General features: G+C 47.3%; 32 protein-coding genes, 1 pseudogene and 2 riboswitches. Of the genes and pseudogenes, 16 read left to right on the top strand and 17 right to left on the bottom strand.

Annotated features, from left to right (window positions below):
- Nucleotides 1-71 precede the first annotated feature (71 nt).
- Together AN618_RS02095 and AN618_RS02100 are read right to left on the bottom strand one after the other, a co-directional pair.
- On the bottom strand, nt 72-398 hold the full coding sequence (locus AN618_RS02095) for a hypothetical protein (protein WP_066351478.1): 327 nt from the start codon (nt 396-398) through the stop codon (nt 72-74).
- On the bottom strand, nt 385-1,557 hold the full coding sequence (locus AN618_RS02100) for a S8 family peptidase (RefSeq protein ID WP_066351480.1): 1,173 nt from the start codon (nt 1,555-1,557) through the stop codon (nt 385-387). Before AN618_RS02100 ends, AN618_RS02095 begins: the two co-directional genes overlap by 14 nt.
- 110 nt (nt 1,558-1,667) lie before the next feature.
- On the opposite strand from AN618_RS02100, the gene AN618_RS02105 reads away from it, so the two are divergent.
- Nucleotides 1,668-2,051 (top strand): SAM-dependent methyltransferase, encoded by a 384-nt coding sequence (locus AN618_RS02105; RefSeq protein WP_066351482.1) that lies wholly within the window; start codon nt 1,668-1,670, stop codon nt 2,049-2,051.
- 159 nt (nt 2,052-2,210) lie between these two features.
- Here AN618_RS02105 and AN618_RS13000 read toward each other — a convergent pair whose 3' ends face one another.
- The 9 genes from AN618_RS13000 to AN618_RS02145 all read right to left on the bottom strand — a co-directional run bounded on the left by AN618_RS13000 (nt 2,211) and on the right by AN618_RS02145 (nt 6,860).
- Complete coding sequence (locus tag AN618_RS13000; RefSeq protein WP_157081598.1) at nt 2,211-2,351, bottom strand: hypothetical protein; 141 nt, start codon at nt 2,349-2,351, stop codon at nt 2,211-2,213.
- A 23-nt stretch (nt 2,352-2,374) separates the two neighbouring features.
- Nucleotides 2,375-2,809 carry a type VII toxin-antitoxin system HepT family RNase toxin gene (gene hepT, locus AN618_RS02110; protein ID WP_066351484.1) on the bottom strand — a complete coding sequence of 145 codons (435 nt, stop codon included), beginning with the start codon at nt 2,807-2,809 and terminating at the stop codon, nt 2,375-2,377.
- A gap of 15 nt (nt 2,810-2,824) precedes the next feature.
- Nucleotides 2,825-3,268: a nucleotidyltransferase domain-containing protein gene (locus AN618_RS02115; RefSeq protein ID WP_066351488.1), complete on the bottom strand. Its 444-nt coding sequence runs from the start codon at nt 3,266-3,268 to the stop codon at nt 2,825-2,827.
- Nucleotides 3,269-3,294: 26 nt separating this feature from the next.
- The gene (gene galU, locus AN618_RS02120) at nt 3,295-4,206 is read right to left on the bottom strand and encodes a UTP--glucose-1-phosphate uridylyltransferase GalU (RefSeq protein WP_066351491.1); all 912 of its coding nucleotides are present in this window, start codon (nt 4,204-4,206) and stop codon (nt 3,295-3,297) included.
- A 16-nt stretch (nt 4,207-4,222) separates the two neighbouring features.
- The gene (locus tag AN618_RS02125; RefSeq protein WP_157081599.1) at nt 4,223-4,588 is read right to left on the bottom strand and encodes a nucleotidyltransferase domain-containing protein; all 366 of its coding nucleotides are present in this window, start codon (nt 4,586-4,588) and stop codon (nt 4,223-4,225) included.
- Nucleotides 4,536-4,907, bottom strand: a complete 372-nt coding sequence (locus tag AN618_RS02130) for a HEPN domain-containing protein (RefSeq protein ID WP_222926240.1) — start codon at nt 4,905-4,907, stop codon at nt 4,536-4,538. Before AN618_RS02130 ends, AN618_RS02125 begins: the two co-directional genes overlap by 53 nt.
- A gap of 147 nt (nt 4,908-5,054) precedes the next feature.
- Complete coding sequence (gene truD / locus AN618_RS02135) at nt 5,055-6,218, bottom strand: tRNA pseudouridine(13) synthase TruD (RefSeq protein WP_066351500.1); 1,164 nt, start codon at nt 6,216-6,218, stop codon at nt 5,055-5,057.
- Between the two features lie 12 nt (nt 6,219-6,230).
- Nucleotides 6,231-6,527 carry a HepT-like ribonuclease domain-containing protein gene (locus AN618_RS02140; protein WP_222926262.1) on the bottom strand — a complete coding sequence of 99 codons (297 nt, stop codon included), beginning with the start codon at nt 6,525-6,527 and terminating at the stop codon, nt 6,231-6,233.
- 45 nt (nt 6,528-6,572) lie between these two features.
- The gene (locus tag AN618_RS02145) at nt 6,573-6,860 is read right to left on the bottom strand and encodes a nucleotidyltransferase family protein (RefSeq protein WP_066351503.1); all 288 of its coding nucleotides are present in this window, start codon (nt 6,858-6,860) and stop codon (nt 6,573-6,575) included.
- Between the two features lie 156 nt (nt 6,861-7,016).
- On the opposite strand from AN618_RS02145, the gene AN618_RS02150 reads away from it, so the two are divergent.
- The 7 genes from AN618_RS02150 to AN618_RS02175 all read left to right on the top strand — a co-directional run bounded on the left by AN618_RS02150 (nt 7,017) and on the right by AN618_RS02175 (nt 10,032).
- Entirely contained in the window at nt 7,017-7,445 is a 429-nt protein-coding gene (locus AN618_RS02150) for a nucleotidyltransferase domain-containing protein (protein ID WP_066351506.1), read from the top strand.
- Nucleotides 7,445-7,864 (top strand): type VII toxin-antitoxin system HepT family RNase toxin, encoded by a 420-nt coding sequence (gene hepT / locus AN618_RS02155; protein WP_245628349.1) that lies wholly within the window; start codon nt 7,445-7,447, stop codon nt 7,862-7,864. The genes AN618_RS02150 and hepT (AN618_RS02155) overlap by 1 nt, the downstream gene beginning before the upstream one ends.
- A gap of 197 nt (nt 7,865-8,061) precedes the next feature.
- Entirely contained in the window at nt 8,062-8,289 is a 228-nt protein-coding gene (locus AN618_RS02160) for a DUF1659 domain-containing protein (RefSeq protein WP_066351513.1), read from the top strand.
- A 33-nt stretch (nt 8,290-8,322) separates the two neighbouring features.
- Nucleotides 8,323-8,544 carry a DUF2922 domain-containing protein gene (locus AN618_RS02165; RefSeq protein WP_066351515.1) on the top strand — a complete coding sequence of 74 codons (222 nt, stop codon included), beginning with the start codon at nt 8,323-8,325 and terminating at the stop codon, nt 8,542-8,544.
- Nucleotides 8,545-8,601: 57 nt separating this feature from the next.
- Nucleotides 8,602-8,754 carry a YvrJ family protein gene (locus AN618_RS12555; RefSeq protein WP_083514997.1) on the top strand — a complete coding sequence of 51 codons (153 nt, stop codon included), beginning with the start codon at nt 8,602-8,604 and terminating at the stop codon, nt 8,752-8,754.
- A gap of 111 nt (nt 8,755-8,865) precedes the next feature.
- Nucleotides 8,866-9,381 carry a peptidoglycan recognition protein family protein gene (locus tag AN618_RS02170; protein WP_066351516.1) on the top strand — a complete coding sequence of 172 codons (516 nt, stop codon included), beginning with the start codon at nt 8,866-8,868 and terminating at the stop codon, nt 9,379-9,381.
- A gap of 69 nt (nt 9,382-9,450) precedes the next feature.
- Nucleotides 9,451-10,032, top strand: coding sequence for a competence protein ComK (locus AN618_RS02175; protein ID WP_066351518.1), 582 nt, complete (start codon nt 9,451-9,453; stop codon nt 10,030-10,032).
- Between the two features lie 17 nt (nt 10,033-10,049).
- Here the strand turns inward: AN618_RS02175 and AN618_RS02180 are convergent, their stop codons facing one another.
- Together AN618_RS02180 and AN618_RS02185 are read right to left on the bottom strand one after the other, a co-directional pair.
- Nucleotides 10,050-11,084 (bottom strand): protein-glutamate methylesterase/protein-glutamine glutaminase, encoded by a 1,035-nt coding sequence (locus AN618_RS02180; protein ID WP_066351519.1) that lies wholly within the window; start codon nt 11,082-11,084, stop codon nt 10,050-10,052.
- A gap of 77 nt (nt 11,085-11,161) precedes the next feature.
- Nucleotides 11,162-11,560 (bottom strand): bacteriohemerythrin, encoded by a 399-nt coding sequence (locus AN618_RS02185; RefSeq protein WP_066351520.1) that lies wholly within the window; start codon nt 11,558-11,560, stop codon nt 11,162-11,164.
- Nucleotides 11,561-11,691: 131 nt separating this feature from the next.
- A riboswitch (cyclic di-GMP riboswitch) is annotated at nt 11,692-11,781 on the top strand.
- Nucleotides 11,782-11,850: 69 nt separating this feature from the next.
- Between AN618_RS02185 and AN618_RS02190 the strand changes: the two genes are divergently transcribed.
- From AN618_RS02190 to AN618_RS02200, 3 genes are all read left to right on the top strand, one after another.
- Nucleotides 11,851-12,330, top strand: coding sequence for a chemotaxis protein CheW (locus AN618_RS02190; protein WP_066351522.1), 480 nt, complete (start codon nt 11,851-11,853; stop codon nt 12,328-12,330).
- A complete protein-coding gene (locus AN618_RS02195) occupies nt 12,305-14,317 on the top strand; it encodes a methyl-accepting chemotaxis protein (RefSeq protein ID WP_083514998.1) in 2,013 nt (670 codons plus the stop codon). Before AN618_RS02190 ends, AN618_RS02195 begins: the two co-directional genes overlap by 26 nt.
- Before the next feature lie 70 nt (nt 14,318-14,387).
- The gene (locus AN618_RS02200; RefSeq protein WP_066351528.1) at nt 14,388-15,446 is read left to right on the top strand and encodes an HD-GYP domain-containing protein; all 1,059 of its coding nucleotides are present in this window, start codon (nt 14,388-14,390) and stop codon (nt 15,444-15,446) included.
- Nucleotides 15,447-15,450: 4 nt separating this feature from the next.
- On the opposite strand, the gene AN618_RS02205 is transcribed toward AN618_RS02200, so the two are convergent.
- The gene (locus tag AN618_RS02205) at nt 15,451-17,073 is read right to left on the bottom strand and encodes a methyl-accepting chemotaxis protein (protein WP_066351530.1); all 1,623 of its coding nucleotides are present in this window, start codon (nt 17,071-17,073) and stop codon (nt 15,451-15,453) included.
- Nucleotides 17,074-17,300: 227 nt separating this feature from the next.
- A riboswitch (cyclic di-AMP (ydaO/yuaA leader) is annotated at nt 17,301-17,466 on the top strand.
- Between the two features lie 95 nt (nt 17,467-17,561).
- Between AN618_RS02205 and AN618_RS02210 the strand changes: the two genes are divergently transcribed.
- Nucleotides 17,562-18,527, top strand: coding sequence for a D-alanine--D-alanine ligase family protein (locus AN618_RS02210; RefSeq protein ID WP_066351651.1), 966 nt, complete (start codon nt 17,562-17,564; stop codon nt 18,525-18,527).
- A 36-nt stretch (nt 18,528-18,563) separates the two neighbouring features.
- Here AN618_RS02210 and AN618_RS02215 read toward each other — a convergent pair whose 3' ends face one another.
- The 3 genes from AN618_RS02215 to AN618_RS02225 form a co-directional block, all read right to left on the bottom strand.
- Nucleotides 18,564-19,466, bottom strand: coding sequence for a Cof-type HAD-IIB family hydrolase (locus AN618_RS02215; protein WP_066351534.1), 903 nt, complete (start codon nt 19,464-19,466; stop codon nt 18,564-18,566).
- Nucleotides 19,463-20,242: a DUF72 domain-containing protein gene (locus AN618_RS02220; RefSeq protein WP_066351539.1), complete on the bottom strand. Its 780-nt coding sequence runs from the start codon at nt 20,240-20,242 to the stop codon at nt 19,463-19,465. The genes AN618_RS02215 and AN618_RS02220 overlap by 4 nt, the downstream gene beginning before the upstream one ends.
- A gap of 105 nt (nt 20,243-20,347) precedes the next feature.
- Nucleotides 20,348-21,559 carry a DNA polymerase IV gene (locus tag AN618_RS02225; protein ID WP_066351541.1) on the bottom strand — a complete coding sequence of 404 codons (1,212 nt, stop codon included), beginning with the start codon at nt 21,557-21,559 and terminating at the stop codon, nt 20,348-20,350.
- A 158-nt stretch (nt 21,560-21,717) separates the two neighbouring features.
- On the opposite strand from AN618_RS02225, the gene mntA reads away from it, so the two are divergent.
- The 4 genes and pseudogenes from mntA to AN618_RS02245 all read left to right on the top strand — a co-directional run bounded on the left by mntA (nt 21,718) and on the right by AN618_RS02245 (nt 26,886).
- Entirely contained in the window at nt 21,718-22,152 is a 435-nt protein-coding gene (mntA, locus tag AN618_RS02230) for a type VII toxin-antitoxin system MntA family adenylyltransferase antitoxin (protein ID WP_157081600.1), read from the top strand.
- A gap of 16 nt (nt 22,153-22,168) precedes the next feature.
- The gene (locus AN618_RS02235) at nt 22,169-23,701 is read left to right on the top strand and encodes a DUF92 domain-containing protein (protein ID WP_066351543.1); all 1,533 of its coding nucleotides are present in this window, start codon (nt 22,169-22,171) and stop codon (nt 23,699-23,701) included.
- A 295-nt stretch (nt 23,702-23,996) separates the two neighbouring features.
- Nucleotides 23,997-25,247: a 2-hydroxyacyl-CoA dehydratase subunit D gene (locus tag AN618_RS02240; protein WP_066351545.1), complete on the top strand. Its 1,251-nt coding sequence runs from the start codon at nt 23,997-23,999 to the stop codon at nt 25,245-25,247.
- Nucleotides 25,248-25,265: 18 nt separating this feature from the next.
- Nucleotides 25,266-26,886 (top strand): annotated as a pseudogene (locus tag AN618_RS02245) (acyl-CoA dehydratase activase).
- Nucleotides 26,887-26,891: the final 5 nt, after the last annotated feature.

Raw genomic sequence — 26,891 nt, forward strand, 5'->3', positions numbered from 1 at the left:
AATATTAGTTTTTTTGTTTAATATTAGTATACGACGTTATTTCGAAAAATCCTTCTATATAATTTTAATTTTTAGTTTCTTTTTCCTTCTTCCTTCCATGATAGGAGAAATTCCTTCAAATCCTCCGGCATGGGTCCGGCAGGAATGTACTTGGATAGTTCCAGTGTTAAGTCGGCCATTTGTTTTTTGAGTTCCGGCGGGATGCTGTCGGAGATTTTTTTAAGCATCTCGGAAATTTTTTCCGGAGTTAAATCTTCAAGGCCCGCTTCTTCTAGAAGCTTTCTTGCAAGTTCCGGATTATCCGGGGTAAGGCCAAAGGACGAAAAAATCCGCGCGATTTCTTCCGGAGTCTTCCCGGATTTTTCTATTTCCTTCCTGATTTCCTCAAATTCCTTCATCTTTCTCCCTCCTGACTTTATTTATGCTCATTATCGCCTTTTCGACATCTACAAGGCCCGCCCCCTGCTTTTCTTCAGGGAAGCCAAGGTCCTTTGCAGTGTCCTTTAGAATTTCTTTTACTTGTTCGCAAGTAATTTTGTGAATCGAAAGAAGTAAGGCTGCCGCTCCCGAGACGTGAGGCGCGGCCATGGAAGTGCCGCTCATCAGCTTGTACTGGCCATCTTTGTAGGTGGAGAGGATGTCGACCCCGGGTGCAGTTATATCCACTTCGGGCCCGATACTGGAAAAGCTTGCTGGTCGGTCGTCCCTATTGCAGGCCGCTACTGCGATAACCTCGGGATATTTGGCGGGATAAAGCACCGAATTTTCTTCTCCTGCGTTGCCCGCAGCTGCTACCAGCACGACGCCGCTTTTGTGCAGGGCTTTAACCGCCCGCCGGAGAGTGATGCTGTTGTTTTTGATGCCGAAGCTCATGTTGACCACTTGGACTTCCTTTTCAAGGCACCAGTTCAAAGCTTCCACGATGCCGGAAACGGTGCTTTTCCCGTTCTTATCAAAGGCCTTGACCGAATAGATTTCCACCTTCGGCGCTACCCCTACCACCCCTATGTCGTTGTCCAGGGCTGCAATGGTCCCGGCCACGTGGGTGCCGTGGCCGTTGTCGTCGATGACGTTTTTGCAGTCCAAGACACCGTAGGCCTCCTTGATATTGTCCTTTAGATCCGGGTGGGATAGGTCCACGCCGGTATCCACAATGCCCACGCGCACTCCCTCGCCTTTTGTTGTCTTCCACACCTGCTGGGCCGAGATTTTTTTGACCCCCCACGGTATCTCCTGGCCTTTGAGCTTTACGCTTACAGCGTAAGGCATAACCTGAATGGCAGCCTCGTAGTCGTCTTCGATGTATTCGATGAAGGGATCTTGGGAAAGCTGCTGGATTCTGACATTATGCGGCTCCACCTCGCAGAGGCAGGCATCTACAAGCGGCAGTTCTTTTTTAATCTTTATTCCGTAAGTTTCGAGAATATTCCGGGACTGCAGTATTCCCATCCCTTCTTTAAAGCCGACTATCTTGTATCGCTTTTTTTTGCCCTTTTTGCTTAAGGCTCCTAACGCCACGGCAAGAAACGAGTAGTATAAAAAAAGCGCCGGAATCACTCAAAGTCCCCCTTTCGCAAAGTCTAATATTACATTATTCAAGGGGGCACTTGCTGGTGAATTAGCATATCATAAAGATGAAGAAAGCAATAAAGGGGGGATAAAGGTCGATGGAAGAAATGGAAAAAAATGAAGAAGTTAGGGAATTCGACGGGGAAAGAAAAAGTTCAAAGGAGAAAGATGCCGAAATTACCATGGAGAAATTTCCGCCGATGTTTAAGAAGGCCCTGCGGGAGGCAGTGGCAAGCGGCAAATTATCTCTCGCCCTGGGAAACGTCTCAGGTTCCCTGGAAGCTACAAAGTCGGCGGTGGAGAGCATGGCTCAGGTGGTGGAAAAAGCGAGGGAAATCTTGAGCAGTGCAGGCAAAAAGGACGGCATAGGAAGCGCAGCCGTTTTGAGCTCCGCCTGGCTTCCTATGGTCCTGGGACTTATGAAGACGCCGGAGTTTCAAAACCTCACAGCCTCGATGATTGCAAATATGCTGAAGGAATGAGGAAAGGCCGCATAAAAGCGGCCTTTCACAGCGTGGCGCAATTGTTTTAGTACCTTTTCTTCGTTCATGGTAACATCCTACCTTCTTTTATCCTCTTTTTGAGGTAATAATTATATTCATCGTAGATATGTTTTACATAAAAATATTGCTGAAGTGTTCTTACCTGAAAATTGCACCTGGCCTCGCGGTCTTTCTCAGATAAGCCGCTACAATTTCGGGCTTTTTTTCGAAAACGGCAGGAAGTCTTTCTATAGCTTTTGTCAATATATCTTTTGGTAGCTTTCTGCCGTATTTGATCATAGCAATTTCTCCCTTTCGAGAATTTAGCTTTTGGATTTTATCAATTCCCCGAGACTTCTTAGAAAGTTCTCTACATCTACTAAATCTTCCCGCATAATTTTAAGCATTCGCTTATCATCTATTTTCCCGTATCCATGAACCAATAAATTTCTGAATTTTGCCATTTGAGCTAAATTGATAGCTAATTCTCTTTCAATTAATCCACTTTCACCTAAAAGCAAAAAAGCTTCGGAATAAGTTGAAGGAACTTTATTTAACAATCTTGCACAAATATGGTTTGCTATATTCGTAGCTGCTTCGATCATTACAATAAAAGAATATCGAGCAGCCCCTATCGCTTCCTTATTATTTAAAAAGACTTCATCCTGTCTTTTTGCATATTCTTTAAGTGTTTCAAGAGATTCTTTTATGTCTGAAACTTTTTCGGCTATTTTTGAAAGGTTTAATCCTTTTTCCATATTAATTCCCTTCTTCTAAATTTCCAATAAATCCTTTAAACCATCTTCTATGAATACTTTAAAATCCATATATCTCATAGTGACATCTTCTCTGAATTCCCAGAATTCTTCAATGTCCCTAGCAAAAAGCAACCTTCCCTTAACGACCTCGTAGCAAAAGGTAATAGAACTTCTATTCAACCCATGAAGGTCGACGGGTATGGATAATTTGTTTGTGAGTTCTACGCTCAATTTAATATCCAATTCGTCCTGTTTTTCTTCGGATAAATTCTCATTGTAAAATACCGCCACATCTATGTCGTGAAAAGGAAGATCTGACAAAAACGAGCCGTGAAGAATCGCAAATCTTATTCCTTCTATCTTTTTCAATTCTTCGGTTATGAATTTTATAATCCCTTCTTTTTCCGTTTCATCAATTTTATAAACCCTTACATCAAAATCTTTTCCAAACTCCTGCATGGCAACTACCCTCTTTTCATAAAAATTTAACTCCTGCCATCTCCGGCGGCGGCTTCGCGGTAGCCGGGAAGGTCCTCTTTGACGAGGTCTATTAGGTATTTTTTGAAGTCTTCCTTCAGGTCGTCCCTCATCATGGCAAACTCCACCGTTGCGATAAGGTAGCCCAACTTGTCTCCAACGTCGTACCTCTTTCCTTCGAATTCGTAGGCGTATATGACCTCGTAGCTCAAAAGTTCCTTTAACGCATCAGTGAGCTGGATCTCGCCTCCGGTTCCCGGCTTTGTGTGCTCTAAAATTTCGAAAATCCGCGGCGTTATTATGTACCTTCCCAGAATTGCCATGCGCGACGGGGCCTTTTCTTTTTTCGGTTTTTCCACCAGGTCGTTCACTTTGTATATTCTATCTTCGATAAAGGCGCCGTTCACGATGCCGTACTTGCTCACGTCTTCCTCTCTCACCTGCTGGACGCCTAGGATGGTGCAGTTATATCTTTCGTATATTTCCATCATCTGCTTCAGCACCGGCTTTTCGGAGCACATCACGTCATCCCCCAGCATGACCGCAAAGGGCTCGTTGCCGACGAAGGTCCTGGCGCAGTAGATGGCATGTCCGAGGCCTCTTGGCTCCTTTTGCCGGACGTAGTGGATGTCCACCATGTTGGATATGTCCTCCACTATTTTCAAGAGTTCCCCGTTTCCCTTTTTCTTGAGCTCCAGCTCCAGTTCTACGGATTTGTCGAAATGGTCTTCTATGGCCCTCTTATTCCTTCCGGTTATTATAAGGATCTCTTCTATCCCGGAGGCTACCGCCTCTTCCACTATGTACTGGATGGTGGGTTTGTCCACTATGGGCAGCATCTCCTTGGGCTGGGCCTTGGTAGCCGGCAAAAAGCGGGTGCCAAGGCCTGCAGCGGGTATTACGGCTTTTTTTATCTTCAATATAAGTCCCCCCAATTCATTTTAATTCCACGGCGTATTTGAAAACTTCCGCAATAAAAGGTCTCTCGTTTTTTTTCATCTTATCTAATTCCTCTTCGGTATAAACGATGATGTTTACGTCAAGGGGAATCGCCCGGAAAAAATCCACATAGCGGTCCGCCCGGGCGAGGAAGGGACCATCCGCCCTATCCGTTATTATCATTAGGTCCACATCGCTTTCGGGCGTATAATCTCTTCTTGCAAAAGATCCGAAGAGGAAAACTTTTTTTACTTCAGGACAAGACTCATAAATCTTTTTTATACTTTTCTTCAGGGCTTCAATCAGGGCATTATAGTCCACCGACAATATTTTCACAGAACCGAATGATTTCTCCCGCAGCATAAAGAGCCTCCTTTGCTGTGGCCTTGTCAAAGTACTCCGATGGAGTTCCTTCGGGAAAACCATTGGGATACCTTGTCCCAATATAATACCTGTCTAAAATTCTCCCAAAGTGCAAAATCTCTTCAGATACATTATATAAATCCTTCAAGCCTTCAAGCATTTTAAAAATTGAATGACCTCGGATGGCCCTATTCAATATATAATATAGGGCTTTAACTGCTTTTTCTGCCGCCTGTTGAGAGGTAAAACAGCACCATTCATAGTAGGAATGTTCAAAATCTAATCGTGCCTTTTCGTAGTCTCTTTTAGCCTGTTTCAACCAATCGTGCCCTCTGTTCATTCTTTTCACTTCCCTGACATGATTTGAATTTCAACCCGCCATATGCTAATAGCCACTCTGACGCTACAGAAATTCATCTACCGGTATAATATCACATAATATCACAATTTTCCATAAAATAAATAGCTACACCCCCAAGGACTTCACCATCATAGTCGCAAAGGAGCCTGGAGGAAGCGTGAACTTCAGCGTGACCTTTTTGTAGCCCGGGTAAAGGTCGTCCTCCTCGAAGGGGCCTACATAAAGTCCTTCCGGGAAAACTATGGCAGGTCTCATGAAGGACTTAAAGAAAGACTTCCTTATCTTCTTCAGATTGAAGTCCGAAGGCTTTACTCCTCTTTCGGCGAGGACTTCATCGATGGCCTTTTTAACCTCCGGCAGGCATTCCGGAATCCGGGACGAGACCGTTGGGATTTCCATTTTCCTAAGGCATTTTAAGCTTCCATCGGGAATGGTCCTGTAAAAGTAATAGTCCATTATTTTGCCTTTTACTTCGAAGAACTCGGAAACATAGTTTGGCAAAAGTTTCTTTAAAGTCAGATTCCAAAGGAAGCTCTGGTAGGCGGAAAAGAACATGGAAAGTTCTTCCTTCGGGATGGCGTTTAATGCTGCTAAAAGACCTTTTTTCCCCGAATTTTCTATGAGTATCTTAACAATTTCCTTCTCGACAGAAGTCCTGCAAAGGGGAAGGATCGCTTCCCAGTTCCCCCACAGCCTATCTATTTCCATCTTCCTTTCCTTTTCCTTCTTGGAGTCCTCCGGATGAATTACCGTAAAGTACAGTTTCAAGGCACCGCTATAGTGTTTTTTTATTATCCTCTCGGCCAGAAATTCCTGCGGGTTTTCCACGCTGCCGAACCTCTGATCGTCGAAGAAGTTGGGGTAACCGAACCTCTCCACCTCAGGAAGCCTTTCTTTTATTTTTTCCTCCTCTTCAGGTTTTAGTTTCCTCAGCGTTATCTCGAAGTAATTGCCCTCGAGTATCGCCGGGGATACGAAGTCGTCTGCAAATCCCAGGAAGGTGAGCTTCACGTTGGGCCTTTCGAACTTGAGCTCATACTTTTTCGGCACCGATATGTACTGGCTCGTCAGGGCGTGGCGGTCCTTCCTGCCGCCCGAGCCTATTTTGGAAAGAGGCACTTTGTTTTCCCGGGAAATAAATTTGAGGGCGTCCATGGTGTTCCAGTGCCTTTTTTCAAGGAGGTATATGCGGTACGGCCCATCCGATGAGTACTTTATGTCGGCAAGTTCTTTTACTATGAAGTCTTCGGGTTTAACTTTTATTTTCAAGATTTCACCTCTTCAGCTTTTTTCTCTTATTTTCGCTAAAATATCCCTCAATGGCTTTTCTATTTTTGGCAAATCCTCTTGGATGGTATTCCAGACCAACTTTATATCGACGCCAAAATATTCATGAATAAGAATATCTCTCATCCCCGCCATTAGCTTCCAGGGTATTTCTGGATATTTTTCTCGAAACTCTGCCGATAACTTTTTAGTAGCTTCACCTATTATTTCAAGCCGCCTTATGACAGAATCTTGAAGCTGGACAGAGCTCGCAAATTCCTTAAAATCAACATTTTCAGTGTATTTATAAATACGTTCTCGACTCTATTATATGAAGCAAGAATATAGCATCATCTTTCAAATTATCACCCGCATTTCTTTTTCAATCACTTTTTTTATTAAAGGCGAGAGCGAATCATAAGTATTTATATCAACCTTAATTCTTAGAATGTTTTCCAATTCCTGTTGCAGTTTTATCAAATCAAATAAGGTTTTTATCTTTCCTTCTCTAAATTTAATAACTATATCTAAATCGCTACTTGGTTTTTCTTCTCCCCGCGCGTATGAACCAAATACGGCTGCATTCACAACATCGTTCTTTTTAAGCAAAGGCACGATTTTTTCTTTTAGATCCGCAAAATTCATAATCGCCACCTCTAGCGCTGGAAATTGCTGACTTTAGAGTATATTATACCATATTGCCGCGTCTGTATACGGTGATGTTATCAATTTTCTTGACTTTCTCATTTTCTGAAATAGAATTTTGTTAAGGGCTTTATATCAAAAAGGGGGAACTGAAAAATGCCCAGAGAACTTATCGAAATCGACCGCGAAAAGCTGAAGGCCTATGTTACGGAAAAACTTTACTGTTTCAATGAAATCGCCGGGGTATATCTTTTCGGCTCCGCCGTCGATAAAATGAGACCCGAAAGCGACATAGATTTAGGGATAATAACGGTACCCGGTGCAGTAAAATCAGAAATTGAACTTGAACTTTTTTTGGAAAAACTGCATCTCTCATTGAGAAATTTCGAAGGGCACTCCTTTGACCTTGTTTCCGTGACGGATGCAAATGTGATTCTTGCTTTTGAAATATTGCGGTATGGAATACCTATATTTATAAAAGACGAGGACGTCGTTTCAGATGTTATAGAACACGTTAGCCGAAAATATGCCGATGTATACCCGAGGTATAAAAAGGCTCTAGAATTGATAAGGAGTGAGTATTGATGAAAAATGAAATTATTGAAAGGAAAATAGCTTTTATCAAGGAACAAATTAACGATATAGAGTTGCTTATAAGAAATAAAAGCAGGGAAGAAATTCTAAAAGACCAATGGCTCATTAAAGGCCTCAAATATTCACTCCAAACTGCCATTGAGGCGATGATCGATATCACTTTCCACATTTGCGCCAAACATTTCAAAAAAGCCCCTATTGATGCGAGAGATGGCCTGAGTATACTACTAGATAAAAATATAATAACCGAACGAGATTTTTTAACTTTTAGCCAGATGATAGGTTTTAGAAATAGAATAGTTCATGGCTATGAACAGGTATCTGCTGAAAGGGTATACGAAATAGCCTCAAGTGGATTATCCGATTTGGAACATTTTATCGATTTGATATTAAGGTACACAAAATTATAATTAAATGACTTAAACCAGGCAAATTCATAATCTAACCGATTCAACTCCCAAAAACCTGACCGCACAGCTTGAAAATCCATAAACAAAATCCGCCCGCACCCGGTCGGCGAGCTCCCCCGCTCCCGGCCGGTTTTTTTGTTTTTTCGCGCCGCCGGATATAATGGAGGTGAAATCGCAAAGGAAAGGAGGTGAAGCCGATGGCGGTTATCGCGACTCCCGTAGACGCCACCTTGCAGGTTGTGGTCCAGACCGGGACCGATGACGGCGGAAGGCCCGTCACCAGGGTAAGGTCCTTCAGGAACCTGAAGCCCTCCGCCGTGGACGACGACGTGATGGCGGTGGCAAAGGCTTTTGCCAACCTTCAGGCCCACCCGGTGGACTCCATTGTGAAGGTGGTGGAAATCGCACTGACCGAGGAACAATAAGAAAACCTGAAACTTAGAAAGGAGGTGTAGCCCATGGCCCAGACCTTAGAGCTCAGCTTTCAAAACGAAGCGGGAAGGACCGCCCGAATCCTCATCGCCGACCCGAAGGAAAATCTGACCCCCGAGGAAGTGCAGCCGGTGATGGACCTGGTGGTTTCGAAGAACATCTTCTCCACGAGCGGCGGCGACATCGTAAAAGCCCTCGGGGCCAGGATAATCATAAGGGACGCCGTGGAAATCATCACTGCCGGGTAATTCTCTCCCCCGGGCTTTCGCCCGGGGCTTTAATTTAACCTGAAGGAGGTAGCCATAATGGAAGAACTGATAGCTCAGGTTGCCAACGTGGGCTTCCCCATCGTGGTTTCTATATATCTCCTCGTGCGCATAGAATCCAAGATGGAGAGCCTCACGGTCAGCATCCACGAGCTTTCAAAGGTAATAGAAGGTCTGAAAGTCCCAAAATAAGCTTTGGAGTGCCTAATACCGCCAGCTGGGAAGGGCGCTCTTCAAAAAGGCGGTAAAAATAGCCCAGCTGTCTAAACTGCAAGTTGCAGTTTAGACAAGAGGATAGAGAACATGGAAAGACTCTACCCCAGATTTATAGTGGTTCATCACACCGCGGGGCACGACGTTTCGGCCTTAGAAATAAACAGGATGCACGCATCGAGGGGTTTTGGCGTCAAAATAAACGAGCCCCTCTCTCTGGTAGAGGAATACAGGAAGCGGGGTTTCCCCTGCGAAGGCGATGCCGCTGTCGTGAGCATCGGCTACCACTATCTCATAAGGGCCGACGGAACGATAGAAAGGGGAAGGCCAGATTTTGCCCCGGGAGCTCACTGCGCCGCTGCGGGGATGAATTCCCGGTCTATAGGCATAGCCCTCACGGGAAACTTTTCTTCCAAAGACAACCCTGACGGCAAAAAAGGCCATACAGCGCCTACGCCAGCCCAGCTCAAAACCTTGAAGGAGCTGATATTCTTTTTGATGGACGTTTACTTCATACCCCCGCAGTCGGTGTTGAAGCATTCGGAAGTCATAGGTGCGAACACCGAATGTCCCGGGGACAGATTTTCCTTTTCTTTTTGGCATTGACAGCAAACATTTGTTTGGTTATAATTGTCTTAAAGTTCCGCCTTCGCCAGAATCTGGAGGTGTTTTGTAATGGACGTGGAAATGTTTATAAGCACGGGCATCGCGGCTTTAGTGCCCGTATACGAAAGCGGCCAGGGAAACGCGACCAGGCTAATCACTTCGGACGGAAAGGAACACCTCGTCTCCCATACGGTTAAGACCGTCATAAAAAGGATAGCCCGGGCTTACGGGGCCGACCTTTCCGCCCTTCGGAAGAATTACGGAAAGGCTGTAAACCGGAAAAATTACGTGCCTATTCCCCTTTCTTCCTCTTTAATCCTCATCCCTGTAAAGTTCCGGGAAAGGCCTTTGAGCGAGAACGACGGCACCGTGGGGTACCTATCGTATTACGAGATCCAGAAGGTTTCGGAGGAAGCCCCTGGCTGCCGGGTCCTGCTTTCCTGCGGACGGGAACTCAAAATACTACTTGCCAAAGCAACGCTCATGGATTACATGAAGGACGCAAGGCTCATCGCGGGCCTTTACGAAGAAAGGCATAAAAAAGATGGAAACTGCCTTCGGGAAAATAATTTCCCTTATGAAAGCGAAGCAAGGCTCAGAGAGGAGCTCGTAAAACTTCTTTTTCAAATTTTAGTAAAAAGCGGCGGTTGAAACCCGCCGCTTATATTCTAACCACTTTCCTTTCTCACTCCAACAAGTTCGATTATTTTGGACGCGATCTCGTAGTTCGGCAGCACGAATTCCGCACCACTTTTTTCGATGGCAACCCGTGGCATCCCAAAAATCACAGCGGTTTCTGGAGATTCGGCGATGGTCCTGCCGCCGGACTTCCTTATCTTGACCATGGCCTCGGCGCCGTCGTCGCCCATGCCGGTCATGAGGACTCCCACCGTATCTTTGCCGAAGAGCGAAAGGACTGACTCCATGGTGACATCCGCCGACGGCATGAAACGGTGCTTTGGGCTGTCGGTGAGCACTATCTTCTTTTTCTTCCCCTCTTCTGTTACCAGGAGGTTGTAACCGCCTTTCCCGACATAGCATACGCCGGGTTTTATCTCCATGCCGTCTTCTGCCTCGACTACCTTCATCGCACATTGCTCGTCGAGCCTTTTTGCAAAAGGGCCCGTGAAGGCCGGGGGCATATGCTGCACGAGGAACACAGCTGCGTTAAGGCGTGCGGGCAAATAAGGGAGCACCTTCATGATGGACCTCGGCCCTCCCGTGGAGATCCCTATGACTACGGCCTTCATATCGCCATCAGACAAAATGTATTCTTCGGGCATCTTCACCGGATTTTCCTTAGAAGACCCTATCGTCCTCGCCCCCGCTTTTACCTTGGCGATTAGCTCCTCTTCGAAATCCTTTAATCCCAGTCTCACCCCTTGAGGCTTTGCCACAAAATCGAAGGCGCCAAGTTCCAGAGCCCTCAGAGTCACATCGGCCCCTTTTTTCGTCTCGGAAGAGAGCATCAACACATTCCCCAGCCTTTTCTCCTTAATCTTTTCCAGGGCCGAGAGCCCGTCCATCCCCGGCATGTTGACGTCCATCGTTATGACATCAGGACGAAGCTTCTGTGCTTTTTCCAATGCTTCGCTCCCGTTTTTTGCCGTATCGACCACCTTTATATCAGGATCTTTTTCGAGCACGTCCTTTATAATAAGCCTCATTAAGGCAGAATCGTCTACTACGAGCACTTTTATCATACTTTTCACCTCAAAAAGTCCGTCAATTTCGGTGCAATGGTACCGGTAGGACTTAAATAAGGGCTCCCTTTCACCGGTTATCTTTTCAAGTAATCCCCCAAAGCCCTGTCGGTCTTTTTTATGTGGTTTATGAGCCAATCGACCAAAAATCCGTTCATCTTTACGACCAGGTCCACTGTCGGGCCGGTTTGCTCGAGTTTTTCTTTAAATTCCGTGAATTTTTTTATAAAGCTCTCGTGCTGAGTCTTGTGCCCATCATAGCCCGGGTAGTTTTCCGCCTTCATTATTTTCTCTTCCTCGCCGAAATGCATCACTACGTAGTTGCTTAGGAAATCAATCACCTTCACTACTTCCTCTTTGCCTTTGCCCTTGGTACACGCATCCATCAGGTCGTTTACCCGCCTAAAAAGCTCTTTGTGCTGATCATCAATTTTTTCTATTCCCGTCGAAAGGTCTTCCGTCCACTTTATAGCCATTAATATCCCCTCCTTGACGATAATATTCGCCGAAAAGTTATTTTTTCCTCCAGTGGTAAATTATACTTGACTGCTTTTTTGAGAAATTGTAAAATATTACTAGCATTTTTACGCAATATTCGACAAAATACCGCCGATAAGGGCAAACCTGTCGAAAGGCAGGGGCGCAAAGCCATGGGCCTACGGCTCTCAAAAAGAGCTACGGTCGCCAGGCTGCCGGCTGACTGAAGCTAGCAGCCTGTTTGTCAAGGGCTGCATTTTTTATTTCGTTGGTGGGAAGGGGGTAGCCGGTGAAGAGAATAGTCATATTTGGCCTAGGAAGCGAGCTTTACGGCATGGACATATACGAGCTGCAGGAGATAATACGGATGGTCGAAATAACGCGCATACCGAAAGCGCCTTCCTTTATAGAAGGGGTTATAAACCTGCGGGGGAAGGTCATCCCGATAATCGACCTTAAGAAAAAGTTCGGAATCGTGGGAGACGAAAATTCCTCCGAAAGAAGGATTATAGTTGCAAACATCGGAGAGCAGAAGGCGGGCCTCATAGTCGACCATGTGAGTGAAGTGACGACAGTAAGGGACGAAGACATAGAACAGCCTCCTGCCGTGCTGGGACTAGAAAGCCGTTTTATAAGCGGCCTTGCGAAGCTGGGCGAAAGGATAGTAATCCTTTTGAAAGCTGATGAAATTCTGAACGCCATGGAGAAAAAAGAGCTTAAAAATTTATCGGAGGAGGAGACGAATGATGAAGCTTCCCAAAATATTTAGAGCAAAAGGAAGTATAAGGACAAGGCTCGTAACTTTGTTTTTGATTACCGCTCTCTTGCCCCTTGCAGTCTTAGGCTTTTTTAATTACACCATTTCCAAAAACAACCTCACCCATGCGGCCGACCGGGAACTTCTCAGCAAAGCGGTTTTCGCCGCGGACTCCATAGACAGGTGGATAGGCGAAAAGATAAAAATAATAGAGGCCATCGCCGGAAATCCGGTGGTAAAAAGCGGCGATATAAAGAGCCTAGTGCCATTGCTCAACACCCTGCAGCCCACCATACCTGACGTGCAGCTCCTTTGGTATGCCACGCCTAATGGAAAATTTTATATGTATAGCAGCGGTGACTATACCGTCCCCGCAGGCGAAATCACTGACCGTCAGTACTTTAAAGACTTGATGGCTACCGGCAAGACAGTAGTGTCGGAAGTCGTGATCGACAAGGTTACCGGCAGCAAGATAGTAGTCATAGCATCCCCCGTAAAAGGCCCGAGCGGCATCACGGGAATAGTCGGTGCCGACGTCAACGCCGGAGTGCTTTCCGACATCGCAAACTCCACCAAATACGGAAAGACGGGATATGCCTTCGTCGTGGATAAAAAAGGCATGGTCATAGCTCACCCTGACGAGAGCAAGATAATGAATTTAAACATAACAAACACCGGCTCCGATTCCTTAAACAGCGTGGGGCAGCGCATGATAAAGGGCGAGGAAACTACAGTACACTATGAATTCGAAGGCGTTGAAAAGCTTGCCGCCATTTCGCCGGTGACCACCACCGGCTGGTCCGTGTGCGTCACTGCTCCAACATCCGAGGTGTACGCGGGACTAAATGGCTTTTTGTTCACGACCCTTTCAGTCATGGCAATTGCGGCGATTATAGTGATATTAATATCGCTCATCTTCAGCAGGCAGATATCGACGCCCCTTGTTAAGCTAACCGCCGTAGCCGATACCATTGCCACCGGCGATATGAGGGTGGACGTCCCCACCGACTTTTTCGGCGAATTTTCCGTCCTCGGCATGTCTCTCAAGAAGATGATGGAGAACACTAAAGATGTGCTCAACGTCATAAAAGGCTCCATAGACAATCTGGAAAAGGCCGTAAGGGACATATCTCAGGGTGCACAGGATACAGCCCAGGCGGCAGAACAGGTGGCTGAGACGATAAACCAGATCTCGGCGGGAGCTCAGGACATGGCCCAGAACGCGGAAAATATCTCTGAAGCCGTTGAGGGCTCGACCAAGCAGATCGAGGCCTTGGTGGAAAACATCGGGATCATAGCTCGGAATACCGCCGAGACCGCAGAAAGCACGGAAAAGGGCGACAAAACAATGCGGGAGCTCATAAGCAAGATGGACCTGGTCTCCAGCAAGGCTGAAGAAATAAAGTCGGCCATGGCAGGCCTCATGGAACACGCCAAGGAGATATCCGGCATTACCGATATAATAACGGGCATAGCCGAGCAGACCAACCTCCTTGCCCTCAATGCGGCTATTGAAGCAGCAAGGGCCGGCGAAGCTGGCCGGGGCTTTGCTGTCGTCGCCGAGGAAATAAGAAAGTTGGCGGAACAGTCCAGCCACCAGGCCAGCGAGATAAACAGGATAGTGAAAAAGGTTGCAGAAAACATCGAGCTTTCGAACAAAGTCTGGGAAGAAGTGGTTGGCCTCATAGTGGAGCAAGCTTCCATAGGCGGAGAAGCCATGTCCCAGTTCAGAAAAATTGCGGAGGGCGCGAGAAAGGTTTCTGAGCTCTTGAAAGACATAGAAGAAAAAGCCAGGGCCATAGGAGAAAACAGCAGGAAGATAAGCGAGGAAGTGGCCAACGCCGCCGCCATCTCGGAGGAAAACGCAGCATCTTCCGAGGAGATCGCCGCATCGGCCGAGGAAATGAGCTCGGCGGCCCAGACGATAAGCGCAAGCGCGACCAATCTCGTGGCCCTTGCGGAAAACCTGAAGAAAGAGAGCGAGAAATTCAAATTATAACAATTCCAATTACCGAAAGAGGCAGGATGCACCCAACGAGGGTGCATCCTGCAGTTAAAGGAGGATTTTTTTGAAGCTTCCTATCACGCATCTCAAACCAGGCATGAAACTTGAAAAGCCCGTCTACGGAAGCTGTGGTGAACTTCTGCTAAATCGTGGAATTGTGCTCACTAAGCGCTATATAGAAGCGCTTAGAAAAAACAACGTGTTAGTAGTAGAGATAGAAGGGCCCGTGCCTTTCGATGAAATTGAGATAAAGGAAGAACTTTCTCTCACTGTCAGGATAAACGCCATGCAGCAGCTTTGTTCCTTTGTGAAAAAGGATAATGTTTCGGTGGCCGACATTAAAGACACAGTAGAGGCCTTACTCGAAGAAATCCTTTCGGGGAAAGAAATCATCGACCACCTTGTAGACCTATGCTCCGCCGACCTTTATACCTTCGCCCATTCGGTGGACGTATGCATGCTTTCGCTACTTTGCGGGATGAAACTCGGTTTTAATAGAGAAAAGCTCCTTGCTTTGGGCATCGGGGCCATTTTGCACGACCTGGGGAAAACCCTCATCGACCCGCAGATCTTAAACAAGCCCGGTAAACTCACGCAGCAGGAATTCGAAATTATAATGACCCACCCCCTCAAAGGCTGGAAGCTGGTGGAAGAAAGGGGCGGCGATGCGATTCACCCCCGTTCGAAAAAAGTAATCCTGAACCACCACGAAAGGTACGACGGAAGCGGCTACCCGAGAAAGCTGAAAGCAGGCGAGATAGACCCCTTTTCGGCCATCTGCGCCGTAGCCGACGTGTATAACGCCATGACCACTGACAGGGTCTACAGGAAGGCCTTTCCTGCCCACGAAGTCTACGAAATGCTCCTAGCCTCCGGAAATGCAAAATTCGACAAAGACGTCATTCACGCGTTTTTGTCCTGCGTAAAACCCTATCCGGTGGGCACTCTGGTAAAGCTCAGCAACAGCAAGGTCGCTTGCGTGGTATCGCAAAACGATTCCCTCCCCTTCCGGCCCAAGGTCAAGGTATTGCCTTCGGGGGAAATCCTGGACCTGGAAAGGGAGCTTTCCGTAGTAATAGAGGCCGTCCTTTCTCCCGAAGAAATAAAAGACCTCATTCCCTGAAAGTCTAATTTATGTCGACGTCGGCCGCGAGAACGCCTATTATTTCGCCTCCCTCCGCCCTTACCGGCACCGATACGGTGACGGCCATGCGGTTTGCGGCGATGTCTATGTAGGGCTTTGATACGTATACGCTTCCCGCCGCGGCCTCGCGAAACCAGGGCCTGAAGGCCAGGTTTTTGACGGGCAGGTTGCTCGTAACGTAGACCACATCTCCCTTTTCGTCGAGGGTGATGAGCTCTAAAATCGCGGGGTTTTCCCGCTTTGCTTTGTCAAATTCTTCTTTCTGGGCTTTTTCGTCTTTTCTCACGACAAAATCTTTCCGGGCCAGGTCCAGGAGCTTTTGCTTTATCACCTCTATCCTGTCCTTCACAGCCTCCGACAGCTTATAATTTTTACTATAAGACTCAGACAATGCCATAAGTTCGCCCGCCATTTGAGAAAGCCTTGACGCCTCATCGGATATGGCCTTCACCATGTTCTTCTGTTCCTGGCTGGACGCGGCTATTTCTTCGACCCCTGCCGCCGTCTCCTGGGATACTGCCGCCATTTTTTCCGCAGCTTGCGAAACCTTTTGAACCCTTTCCACCTGTTCCTTGACCATGTTGCTAATCTTCTCCATGGAAATCTTAAAGCCCGAAATTTCTTCCACTATCTCGTCGAAGGCGGCCATGGATTCGTTCCCCTTTTTTATGTTTTCGTTAATCACTTCCTGGCTTTTTTCCACCTGCAAGGCCGTCTCTCTGGCTTCTTTTTGAATCTTTTCGGAAAGTTCCTTTATTTCCTCGGCCGCCCTGCCGGACTGCTCGGCCAGCTTCCTCACTTCGTCTGCCACTACCGCAAATCCCCGCCCTTGCTCTCCGGCCCTGGCGGCTTCGATGGCTGCGTTGAGCGCCAGGAGATTGGTCTGGTCGGCGATGTCGGTGATGGTCTTTACAAAATTGTTAATACCGGTGGTGAGATTTTCCAGTTCCTTCATTTTTGCCGCCGAAAGGGAGCTGGTTTTTGAAGAAAGGCTAAGCTGCTCGAGGAGGTCTTTAAGCACCTTCCTCGTTGTCCTCACCTTATCTATTATCGTTTTTACACCCATTTCTCTTTCCCGAGTCTGCTGCGCAATTTTTTCCGCAAGAGAAGAAAGCGAACTCATGTTGTCAGAAGTCTCCTGGGCGGCCTCGGCCTGCTCTCCCGTCCCTTGGGCGATTTCTTCGATGGAAGTTGCTATCTGCCCCGCCGCCTCGCTTATATGGTTCATGCTATCGTTAAACCGGCCGAAAAAATAATTTATTTCTTCCGAAGCCCTCTGGAGCTTTCCCATGAGTCCGAAGACCATTTCAAAGGCCTCAAGCACCGGTTCCACCAAAAAATCGAAGTTTCCCCGCATATTTTTGAGGCGGTTTACCGCAGGAAGCTCTCCCCTGGAAAACTGCCCGATGACCTCGGCCATCGCCGAAAGCTGCTTGAATAAGGTTTTTAAGATTAGATAATCGACAATGAATGCTACAATGAAGGCTAAAAGAAAGGCAAATAAAGCCTTTGAACCCCCACCAAGCCTATTTGCAGCAAATAACACAATGGCAGGTGGCAGTGAAAGATAAAATGCAAGTTTTGCCAAATTTTTTTGGGCATTCATATTCGAACCGAATCATCTAAACTGGGCAAATCCCCTAGTTTAGACGGCTGGGGTATTTGTAGTCCGCCTTTCAAGTGCCTCACCCCCAGCAGGCGGTTTTTGAGGCAGCGCCGTTAAGTATATTATAACAAATTGTAACAAATTTTGTCCAAATTTGGTAAATACGGAAAATCCTTTTTGATAATTGACATTATTTTCTATTTTTGATATAATGATTTATACAAGTAAATTTTTAAGCGCTGAATTCTTTCCGCTGAAGGCTGCGGAAGGAAGCGGGGGACCCACTTTCTTGGGGTGAATCTCCTTCCACTCGGGGAAACCCTGTGGAAGGGGTAGGGTTACCTCTTCGACCCGAACCCGTCAGCTAACCTCGCAAGCGTTTGAAGAGGAGGTTGATAGACGGAAATTTTTTTGCCAAAAAGCTATGGTCCTCCATAGCTTTTTTCGTTGCATTCAATCAACAAAACATTTACGAAGGGGGCGAGAAGATGAAGGTAGGAGTCTTCTGGCGGAAATTCCGCAACGTGGAACTTCAGATGAAAGTTTCCGGTGAAAACATTTATGACGACGCCTACGAAGAGGCCTACCAGCACTACTCGGCGATAAAAGAGGCGGGCTACGATGCTGCCTTAATAGAGTGGAAAAGCGAAAACCCGATGGAAACGCTGCAAAAAGTGCTGGAAGAAAAAGTGGACCTGGTTTTCAACGCCTCGTCGCTGCAGGAAGTGGCCTTTCTCGAAGCCTTCGGCATCCCCTTCGCCGGTTCCGGCATAGACCTCGTGGCAATTGATAAAGCCGCGAGAAAAAAGATAGTGGCATTTCACAACCTCCCCACCCCCAAATTCATGGTGGTGGAGGACCCAGAAAATATTCCAAATCACGACCTCAAATTTCCCCTTTTCGTAAAACCCGTCCGCGGGCGCGGCAGCGCAGGAATAAGCGAGGAAAACATTGTGGAAAGAGCCGAAGACCTGCCGCGGGTGGTGGCCAAGATAACAGGTAAAATTGGGCAGGCCGCTCTGGTGGAGGAATTCATCAAAGGAAGGGAGATCACCGTCGGAATCATAGGTTATAAGGATCCAAAGGTGTTGCCCCTGGTGGAAATCGAGTACAATTCCGTAAAGACCAACACCTTCGAGCATAAGATGTACGACAACGAGATAATCCACTGTCCCGCAAGGCTTTCCCCGGAAGAAGAAGAAAGGGTAAAGAGCACCGCCCTTGAGATTTACAAGGTGCTGAATGCCAGGGATTACGCAAGGATAGACATGATCCTGGGGGACGACGGCGTCCCGTACTTCCTCGAGATAAACACCTTCGCTGGGCTTACCATGTCAAAAGACGGCACCCATCACGGCTACATGGGCTACATGGCCAAAACTTTGGGCATGAGCAGAGCCGAGTTCATAGGCGCCATTGTAAAGAGCGCTGCAGAAAGGTATGGTCTAAGTTAAAAGGGTATCCGAATGGATACCCTTTTTTCATCCCTTCTACACCCCCGCCCAAATCCGCCCACCTTTTTTTGAACACAAAACGCTTTCCACGAGGAAGGCTACCCCGTCCTCGTCGTTTTTCGCCGTCACAAAGTCCGCCCTTTGCTTTACCGCCTCCGGTGCATTTCCCATCGCCACCCCGAGGCCCGCGAATTTCAACATCTCGATGTCGTTCAGGTTATCCCCCACCGCGATTATTTCTTCCCTTTTTATCCCAAGAAGCCCTGCGAGCACTTCAAGGCCCTTTGCCTTGGATACGCTGCCTTCTAAAATATCTATGCTGTTTTTTATAGCTGAGGTTATATAAATCCTGTCGCCCAGGTCTTTTGCAAGCTCCTCGGAAAATTCTCTTACCTCCTCGGAATCTCCTGAAACCACTATCTTGGTAGGCGCTTCTTTTAAAAGCACCGCCGCCCTTTCCAGACTCCCGGCGTTTTCCACCGGGAGGAGCACGAAGTCCTTCATGTAATTGTAAAAACCCCGAAATGAAAATTTCCTTGCGGAGCGAAAATACCGCCTGAGCTGCATCTTCCAGTAGGCCGTACCCGAAAAGATCTTTTTTTCTTTTAGAAAAATTTGCACTTCAAAGCTCGGGTATCGCTCGGCTCTCTTCAATACATGCTTTGCCACCTCAAGGGGAAGCGGCCGGAAAAAGAGTTCCTTTCCGGAATGCACGTCCTTTATCAAGGCCCCGTCGTTGGAAACCACCGGTGCGTTTACGGGGATGCTCCTCGCAATGCGCACCGCGCTTCCCCAAAAACGGCCTGTTGCAAGGGTCACTATCATTCCCATGCCCATCGCTTTTTTCAAAGCCTGCCGGGTGCGGCGGGATACAGTGTAGCCGCTGGAAATCAGGGTGCCGTCCACGTCTAAGGCTATCATTTTATAAGGTGTGTTCATAATTCCGCCTCCTTTAAGAGCCCGAGGAGCTGCCTTGCGTTTATCACCGCCGAAGCGTTGAAGTGATTGTTCATGGCTATAAAGACTATTTCAGTCTTCCGGGCAAGTTCTCTTATCCTGGGCACCCACTCGGCCAGTTCCTTTTCGGTGTATAGATAGTCGTACCGCTCGTAGGACTTCTGGTGATTATACCACTTTTCTGCATTCCTGCCGTGGAACCGCACGTAGCCTATGGAGCTGGTTGCTATAACTACAGGCGGAAGAAGGCCTTTTACTGGCGGTTCGTCAACGCACACGAAGGCCATGTCGTTTTCCCGGAGGAGCTTTATAACCTCGAGTCTTAACCAGTCGTCGCACCGGAACTCGACGGCAAGGGGAAAACCTTGTAGCCTTTCCCGTAATCTTTTTAGATAGTCCCTGTTTTTCTCTGTGTTGTGGAAGCTATAAGGGAATTGTGCAAGCACGCACCCGAGCCTTCCTGCTTCTGCAAGCGGCTTTAAGGCTTCTTTGAACTTGCTCACGGTCGTCTCCCCCAGGTCTCCCTGGTGGGTCATGCCACCGTAAGCTTTTACCACGAAGATGAAGTTTTCTGGAGTCTTTTTCATCATCTGGTAAAACATGTATGGAGACGGCAGGCTGTAGTAACTGGAGTTGACCTCGGTAAAGGGAAACTCCCTGCTGTAAAAGGAAAGCATGTCGCTTTCCTTCATGTCTTCGGGGTAATATTTCCCCTTCCAGTCCCGGTAAGAATAGCCCGAAGTGGCAACGAGTATCAAAAAAACTCCTCCCATTAAACTTTTTTTATACTTCTATCTTTACGATATCGTTTTTTATCGCCAAAAGCAAGGTCCTTTATGAGGGAATCATTTGTGGCAGAGGTCTCAATTTCGTTTAGTGAAAGGTCCTAAAGCGGGGCTTCCCTTTTGTCCCAAAAGGTCCTGGGACTTCAGCTTGGCCCGGAAAATGGCATCATCCCCGAATCTTTCCCTTATTTCGTCTATAACCCTATCGAGCCTCTTTTTCTTTTCATCAGCTTCGAATATGGAAATCTGGTCGAATTCCTTTATGAGCCCGGAAAGGCTCACCCCTAAGAGCCTGAGGGGTGTTTTCCCGTCCCAGTTGGAGTGTAAGAGTTTTTTTGCGGCCCTATATATGTCTTCGGTAAGGTTCGTGTAGGGAACCGTGGCGGAGCGGGTCACGGTGACGAAGGAAGAGTCCCGGAGGGTAACGGTCACCACCTTCCCTACGTATCCGCCGCACCTTATCCTCCTTCCCACCTGTTCGGAAAGGGAAAGCAGCACGGCCTCGGCTTCCTCCCACGTAGTGATATCCTGCGGCAAGGTCACCGAATGGCCCATGGACTTGGCCTTATCCGCGGAATGGGGGTCCACCGGGGAATCGTCGATGCCGTTGGCCCACCGGTGAAGGCGAAGCCCCACCACTCCAAAGGCCGCCTGCAGAAATTCTGGAGGAATCCTCGCCAGGTCCCCGATGGTGTTTATGTTCATCTTTTTGAGGTGTTCGGCCATCCTGGGACCCACGCCGTATAGTTCCTCGACCGGCAGGGGCCAGAGCATGTTTTGAACGTCGTCGGGAGTGATGACGGTAATGCCCATAGGTTTTTTCATGTCCGATGCCATCTTTGAAAGAAGCTTGTTGCAGGAGACTCCCACGGAGCAGGGCAGTGAAAGTTCTTCCATCATCGATTTTTGGATTTTCTCTGCTATGGTCAGGGCATCCCCGAAAAGCCCCTCGCATCCTTCTACATCCAGCCAGGCCTCGTCTATGCTGAAGACTTCCACAAGGGGCGTAAACTTTTTTAGGATTTCCATCGCCCGGTGGCTGAATTCTACGTAGAGCCGGTAGTCGGGCTTTAGAAAAACCGCTTTAGGGCACAGCCTTTTTGCCTCCCAGAGGGGCATGGCGGTCCTTACCCCGAACTTCCTCGCCTCATAGGAGGCGGTGAGCACTATGCCGTTTCTCTTTTTGGGGTCTCCAGCGACTATCACGGGCCTTCCCCTGAGCGACGGGTCTACCGCCTGGTGGCAGGAGGCGTAAAAGGCGTTCATGTCCACGTGGAGGATGGTGAGCATAAAACCACCTTCTCGAACATTTGTTTGCATTAATATTATAACGCCTGCCGCGGGCAAAATCAACAAATTCCCTTGTTTTTTGCCGCCGGTTAGTATACCATAGTAGCGGAAAGATTTTACTTTAAAAGACGAGTTAAAACAGAAAGGAAGGAGCGCGCATGAAGCGCGGCGGTAAAATTATTAAAGATGATATTACCTTCGCATTGCGCCGTTATTTTGCCAAAAAAGAAAACGTGCCGTTTGCGTACCTTTTCGGCTCATACGCTCGAGAAAAGCAAAAAGAATCGAGCGACATCGATATAGCCGTTTATTTATCCGGCACCCCGCAAGATGAATTTTTTAAGTGCAAACTGGAATTCAAAACGGAACTGGAAGAGATTTTTAAAAAACCTGTTGATGTGGTTATTATGAACAGCGCTCCACCCCTTTTAAACCACGAGATCTTTAAAGACGGTGTTCTCATTAAAAATGCCGACCCTTCTCTCCTCTCCGACTTTCGAAGGAAAAACTTTTACTTTTACCTGGACCAAATGTATATAATCAATACCTATCTGAAATCAACCAAAGAGAAGATAAGGGAAAAATTGCGTTAAAGAAGGGAGAAATTCTATGGTCAGGAGGGAAATAATTTCGCTATTGCATGACTTTTGGGGAGTTATCGTATCGATTCTCTTTGTCTTTTCCATCATAATTGTTTCTGAGATTTTGAGGAAAGCGGGAAGGTTCGACTCCGAATTTACCAGGAAATTCGTGCACATAGGGGTTTCCCACTGGTGGCTTTTGGCCATGCTTTTAATCGACGACATGCGGTACGCCCTCATACCTCCCGCTCTTTTCGTGGCGTTAAATTACTACTCTTACAAGAACAATTTGTTCAAGGGCATGGAAAGGCAGGAAAGCTCCGACCTGGGGACGGTGTACTTCCCAGTGTCGCTTTTGATTCTCATTCTCCTTACATGGAAGGGCGGGCTCTTGGGAGGTGATTTCGAACACATCGGCCTTGCAGGGGTCCTGGCCATGGGATATGGCGACGGGTTTGCGGCAATCTTTGGCAAAAAATGGGGGAAATTGAAGTACAGGGTTTTTAAAAGCGAAAAGAGCCTGGAAGGCTCTGGGGCGATGTTCGTCTTTTCATTTCCATCCATAGCTGCATCGCTGGGTGCTTTTCTGGGGGTTGACCCACATATCTTCAGGGTAAGCTTTGTGGCAGCCCTAACCGCCTCGACAGCAGAGGCCCTTTCGCCTTCCGGCACGGACAACCTGAGCGTTCCTTTGGCCACCGCACTTTCTTCGTACTATCTTCTTTATGTTTTAAAGGACATCGGCGTTTTTCTTTTTATCTATATGGCATCAATCGGATTTTTGCTGAGCTTTCTCATAGCGTACGCCGCTTACAGGAAAAATTCCCTCACCCTCGACGGCTCCGCGGGCGCAACGCTCCTTGGCACATTGATGTACGCCACGTCAGGAATTTTCGGCTCCTTATTGATGGTGCTCTTTTTCATTTCCTCGAGTCTCCTTTCCCACTTTAAAAAGAGCACAAAAAGCGATGTTGCACGAAAGTTCGACAAAACCGGCCGCAGGGACGCAATGCAGGTTTTTGCAAATGGCGGCGTCGGGCTTTTTTACTCTGTGCTTTATTACATTACGAAAAATCCGTCGTACCTCGTGCTGCTTGCCATATCCTTTGCTGCGGCAAACGCCGACACCTGGGCCACGGAGCTGGGGGTTTTGAGCACGGCAAGGCCGATTTCGCTTCGTAATTTCAGGAGGGTGGAACGGGGCACCTCAGGCGCGGTGAGCCTCCCCGGGACTTTGGCGGCCCTTTCAGGCGCCTTATTCATCGGCATCTTAACCCCAGTAGCATTCAAATTGATGGGACTTTTCGACCCGGTCTTAACAGGGCTCGGAAAAACATTCATAATAACCCTGGGCGGATTTCTAGGTTCCCTTATAGATTCGCTCCTCGGCGCCACGTGCCAGGGCGTGTACTATTCGGAAGAGCTGAAAACCGAAACGGAAAAGAGGTTTTCTTTCGGCAGGGAAAACCGGCTTGTCCGGGGATTCGGCTTTGTGAACAATGACCTTGTGAATTTCCTGAGCATCGCCATTTCCACTGCGCTGTTTGCGGGAATGGTGTAAACATTTGAATCTCCCAATGTAACCACCAAAAAACGGCCTGCATATATTGTAGTAGACACCACAATAAGGAGGGTTTGAAAAATGACAGAAGTCAGCGGCGGAGGCTATGGAAGGGATTACTTCTTTGACCGCAAAGCTTTCCTGGTGTTCCTTATCCTGATCCTTCTACTGATGGGCGACATCTTCTAACCTAGAAGCCGTGCCACAGGCACGGCTTCTATTTTTAGGTATTGCTTATTGCCGGCCGTGCTGATAAAATACAAAATAGCATTACAATTTATGGAGAATGACTTCCATGGACCCGGTAAAATTTTACGCAAGTCTTATAAAAAAGAATATGGAAAGGCCGGAACAAGTGAAAAAACTAATAAATTTTGGCCTTTATTTCGCCCACCATTACGTTAGTCTTTTTAAAGACAAAAGGGTGCCTCAATCTTTTCATTTCCTCAACAAGTACTGCATAAGATGCGTGATTGAACCGCTGAAACACCCTCAAAGTTCCGCCTGGGTAAACCTCTTTTCCCCTTCGGAGTTTTTGATGGCGATGGACATAAAGCCTCTATTCATCGAAGCTTACTCTTCCTTCATGTCAGGCTTTTTCATCGAGGATTGCCTCATCGACGCCGCCGAATCAAAAGGCATATCGAATACTCTATGCAGCTACCACAAAACTTTCCTCGGCGCCGGAGAACTCGGCATCCTCGAAAAGCCAAGACTTATGATTGCTACCTCCATCGCCTGCGATGCCAATATCCCAACCTTCCGGTACCTTTCGAAAAAGCTGGGCGTCCCCCTTTGCATTATAGACGTCCCGTACAGGTATTCAAAAGAGGCGGTTTCCTATGTGAAAAAGCAGCTTTTTGAAGTGGTTTCAAGTCTTGAAGAAGCCTTCAAGAGAAAACTGGATATCGATAAGTTAAGGGAAGTCGTGAAGACGGAGAACAAAACGCGGGCCCTAATGAAGGAGTACCTGAATTACGCCGGGAGGAAAAGCCTTCAAACCACTATGACCTTCGAAATGTACATGCTCTTTGCCTCCCACGTTTTCATAGGGAGCAAAGAGATTCTAAAGTTTTACGAGATGCTCCTTGCCGATATCAAAAAAGCTCCCGAAAAAAGCGGGAAAAGCGTGTTTTTCGTGCACCTTTTGCCCATGTTCGAGAAAAATTTCAAAGACTATTTTAATTTTGGCGAAAAATATTGTATCGCCGGAAGCGACATAAATTACGATTTTCTCGACGAAATAGACGAAAAGGACCCATTTTCGGGCATTGCGGAAAAGCTCATCCTGACTTCGTTTAACGGCGGTATAGACCGGAGGGTTTCCAGGATAAGGGAGCTTGTGGAAAAAATAAAGCCCGACGGCATCATCCAGTTTTGCCACCTTGGGTGCAAGCAGTCCATGGGCGGGGTCTTTTTTATAAAAAAGCTTGCATCGGAAATGGGCATCCCATTCCTTTGCCTTGACGGCGATTGCGTGGATAAAAGGAACAATCAGGAAGGGCAAAACAGGACGAGGCTCGAAGCTTTCCTGGAGATGCTCTAGAATTCAGGGGGGATAATCTTGGCAGGATACGTGTGCAAGTACACTCCCGTGGAAATAATCGAAGCCTTCGGGGAAACGCCTGTAAAGCTCGAACCGAGCTCAAAGTCTTACGAGCGCGCAGAAAGCCTCCTTCATTCCAACATCTGCAGTTTTGCAAAAGGAGTCCTTGAAAACATAATCGATAAAAACATCGAGGAAGTAGTGCTAACAAGCTGTTGCGACAGCATAAAAAGGCTTTACGATGTTTTAAAGCAAAGGGTAAAGTTCATTTACATGCTGGACCTGCCAAGGAAAAAGGCGCCTGAAGCAACAGACCTTTTTTTTCGGTGAAATAAAGGGTTTTATAAAGGCATACACAGCCTACAAGAAAAAGGATTTTTCCGAAGAAAATTTGCTCAATATTTTGGAGAAAAAGGCCGCAAAAGGTGAAAAGGTGTTTTCCGAGAGCATAGCTGTAATGGGTGCAAGACTCAAAGAAGACGTGGTGGAAAAAATTAAATCCTTTGGGGCAGAAATAATAAACCTCACGTGCACGGGAGAAGAAAGGACATTCGATGTCGAACCGGAGGGTGATTTACTTAGAAACTACGCCGAATCTCTGTTAAACCTTACCCCGTGCATGAGGATGGCAAAAGACCGGAATATCCTCGAGGGAAAAAGATTTAAAGGCATCATATACAACACTATAAAGTTCTGCGATTTTTACGCCTACGAGTACGCTGAACTCAAGGACAAGCTGGACATCCCCTTACTCAAAATCGAAACCGATTACACCGACTCGGGAAGCGGACAGATTTTAACGAGAGTGGATGCCTTTTTGGAGTCCATCGGCATGAAAAAAGTTGAAAAAGAAAAAGCAAGAGGCGGATACTTTGCAGGAATCGACAGCGGCTCCACTTCCGCCAATGTGGTAATAATCGATGAAAACAAAAACATAATATCGTACTCCATCGTGCCGACAGGTCCCAAGGCTTTAGAAAGCGCAAGGAAGGCTTTCGAATTGGCATTAAAAGACGCGGGCCTCAAAGAAAATGACATCAAAAAAGTGGTAGCGACGGGATACGGAAGGGTGAGCATCCCCTTTGCGGAAAAGACCGTAACCGAAATTACATGCCACGGTAAAGGCGCCTTCTTCATGGACAGCGCCGTCAGGACTGTGATAGACATAGGCGGGCAGGACAGCAAAGTGATAAGGCTGGACGATGAGGGCAATGTGGTGGACTTTGTGATGAACGACAAGTGTTCGGCTGGAACGGGCAGGTTTCTGGAAGTTATGGCAAGGACCCTAGGCGTTTCCATAGAAGAAATGGGAAAGGTAACCGACAAGGCAAGAGAGGATATCACCATCACCAGCATGTGCACAGTATTTGCCGAATCGGAAGTAATATCCCTAATCGCGGAAAATAAGGACCAGAGGGATATAATCCACGCCCTGAACAAAGCCGTGGCTTCAAAGGCTGTCTCTTTGATAGAAAGGATCGGAAGGAAGGGAAGTTACATGATGACGGGAGGGGTGGCGAAAAACAGAGGCGTTGTAAATGCCATAGAAAAGAAGCTCGGAGAAAAAATTTTAATTCCTCCCGAACCTCAAATAATAGGGGCGCTGGGGGCAGCCCTGATAGCCCTAGAAGGGAAATAAATGAA

This window comes from Fervidicola ferrireducens, from assembly GCF_001562425.1.
In the GTDB taxonomy this organism is placed as follows: Bacteria; Bacillota; Thermosediminibacteria; order Thermosediminibacterales; family Thermosediminibacteraceae; genus Fervidicola; species Fervidicola ferrireducens.

Coding starts and splice junctions, on each gene's coding strand:
- AN618_RS02095 (WP_066351478.1), bottom strand. CDS start 398: ATGAAGGAATTTGAGGAAATCAGGAAGGAAATAGAAAAATCCGGGAAG.
- AN618_RS02105 (WP_066351482.1), top strand. CDS start 1,668: ATGGAAGAAATGGAAAAAAATGAAGAAGTTAGGGAATTCGACGGGGAA.
- AN618_RS13000 (WP_157081598.1), bottom strand. CDS start 2,351: ATGATCAAATACGGCAGAAAGCTACCAAAAGATATATTGACAAAAGCT.
- hepT (WP_066351484.1), bottom strand. CDS start 2,809: ATGGAAAAAGGATTAAACCTTTCAAAAATAGCCGAAAAAGTTTCAGAC.
- AN618_RS02115 (WP_066351488.1), bottom strand. CDS start 3,268: ATGCAGGAGTTTGGAAAAGATTTTGATGTAAGGGTTTATAAAATTGAT.
- AN618_RS02125 (WP_157081599.1), bottom strand. CDS start 4,588: ATGCTGCGGGAGAAATCATTCGGTTCTGTGAAAATATTGTCGGTGGAC.
- AN618_RS02145 (WP_066351503.1), bottom strand. CDS start 6,860: ATGAATTTTGCGGATCTAAAAGAAAAAATCGTGCCTTTGCTTAAAAAG.
- AN618_RS02150 (WP_066351506.1), top strand. CDS start 7,017: ATGCCCAGAGAACTTATCGAAATCGACCGCGAAAAGCTGAAGGCCTAT.
- hepT (WP_245628349.1), top strand. CDS start 7,445: ATGAAAAATGAAATTATTGAAAGGAAAATAGCTTTTATCAAGGAACAA.
- AN618_RS02160 (WP_066351513.1), top strand. CDS start 8,062: ATGGCGGTTATCGCGACTCCCGTAGACGCCACCTTGCAGGTTGTGGTC.
- AN618_RS02165 (WP_066351515.1), top strand. CDS start 8,323: ATGGCCCAGACCTTAGAGCTCAGCTTTCAAAACGAAGCGGGAAGGACC.
- AN618_RS12555 (WP_083514997.1), top strand. CDS start 8,602: ATGGAAGAACTGATAGCTCAGGTTGCCAACGTGGGCTTCCCCATCGTG.
- AN618_RS02170 (WP_066351516.1), top strand. CDS start 8,866: ATGGAAAGACTCTACCCCAGATTTATAGTGGTTCATCACACCGCGGGG.
- AN618_RS02175 (WP_066351518.1), top strand. CDS start 9,451: ATGGACGTGGAAATGTTTATAAGCACGGGCATCGCGGCTTTAGTGCCC.
- AN618_RS02180 (WP_066351519.1), bottom strand. CDS start 11,084: ATGATAAAAGTGCTCGTAGTAGACGATTCTGCCTTAATGAGGCTTATT.
- AN618_RS02185 (WP_066351520.1), bottom strand. CDS start 11,560: ATGGCTATAAAGTGGACGGAAGACCTTTCGACGGGAATAGAAAAAATT.
- AN618_RS02195 (WP_083514998.1), top strand. CDS start 12,305: ATGATGAAGCTTCCCAAAATATTTAGAGCAAAAGGAAGTATAAGGACA.
- AN618_RS02205 (WP_066351530.1), bottom strand. CDS start 17,073: ATGAATGCCCAAAAAAATTTGGCAAAACTTGCATTTTATCTTTCACTG.
- AN618_RS02210 (WP_066351651.1), top strand. CDS start 17,562: ATGAAGGTAGGAGTCTTCTGGCGGAAATTCCGCAACGTGGAACTTCAG.
- AN618_RS02215 (WP_066351534.1), bottom strand. CDS start 19,466: ATGAACACACCTTATAAAATGATAGCCTTAGACGTGGACGGCACCCTG.
- AN618_RS02225 (WP_066351541.1), bottom strand. CDS start 21,559: ATGCTCACCATCCTCCACGTGGACATGAACGCCTTTTACGCCTCCTGC.
- mntA (WP_157081600.1), top strand. CDS start 21,718: ATGAAGCGCGGCGGTAAAATTATTAAAGATGATATTACCTTCGCATTG.
- AN618_RS02235 (WP_066351543.1), top strand. CDS start 22,169: ATGGTCAGGAGGGAAATAATTTCGCTATTGCATGACTTTTGGGGAGTT.
- AN618_RS02240 (WP_066351545.1), top strand. CDS start 23,997: ATGGACCCGGTAAAATTTTACGCAAGTCTTATAAAAAAGAATATGGAA.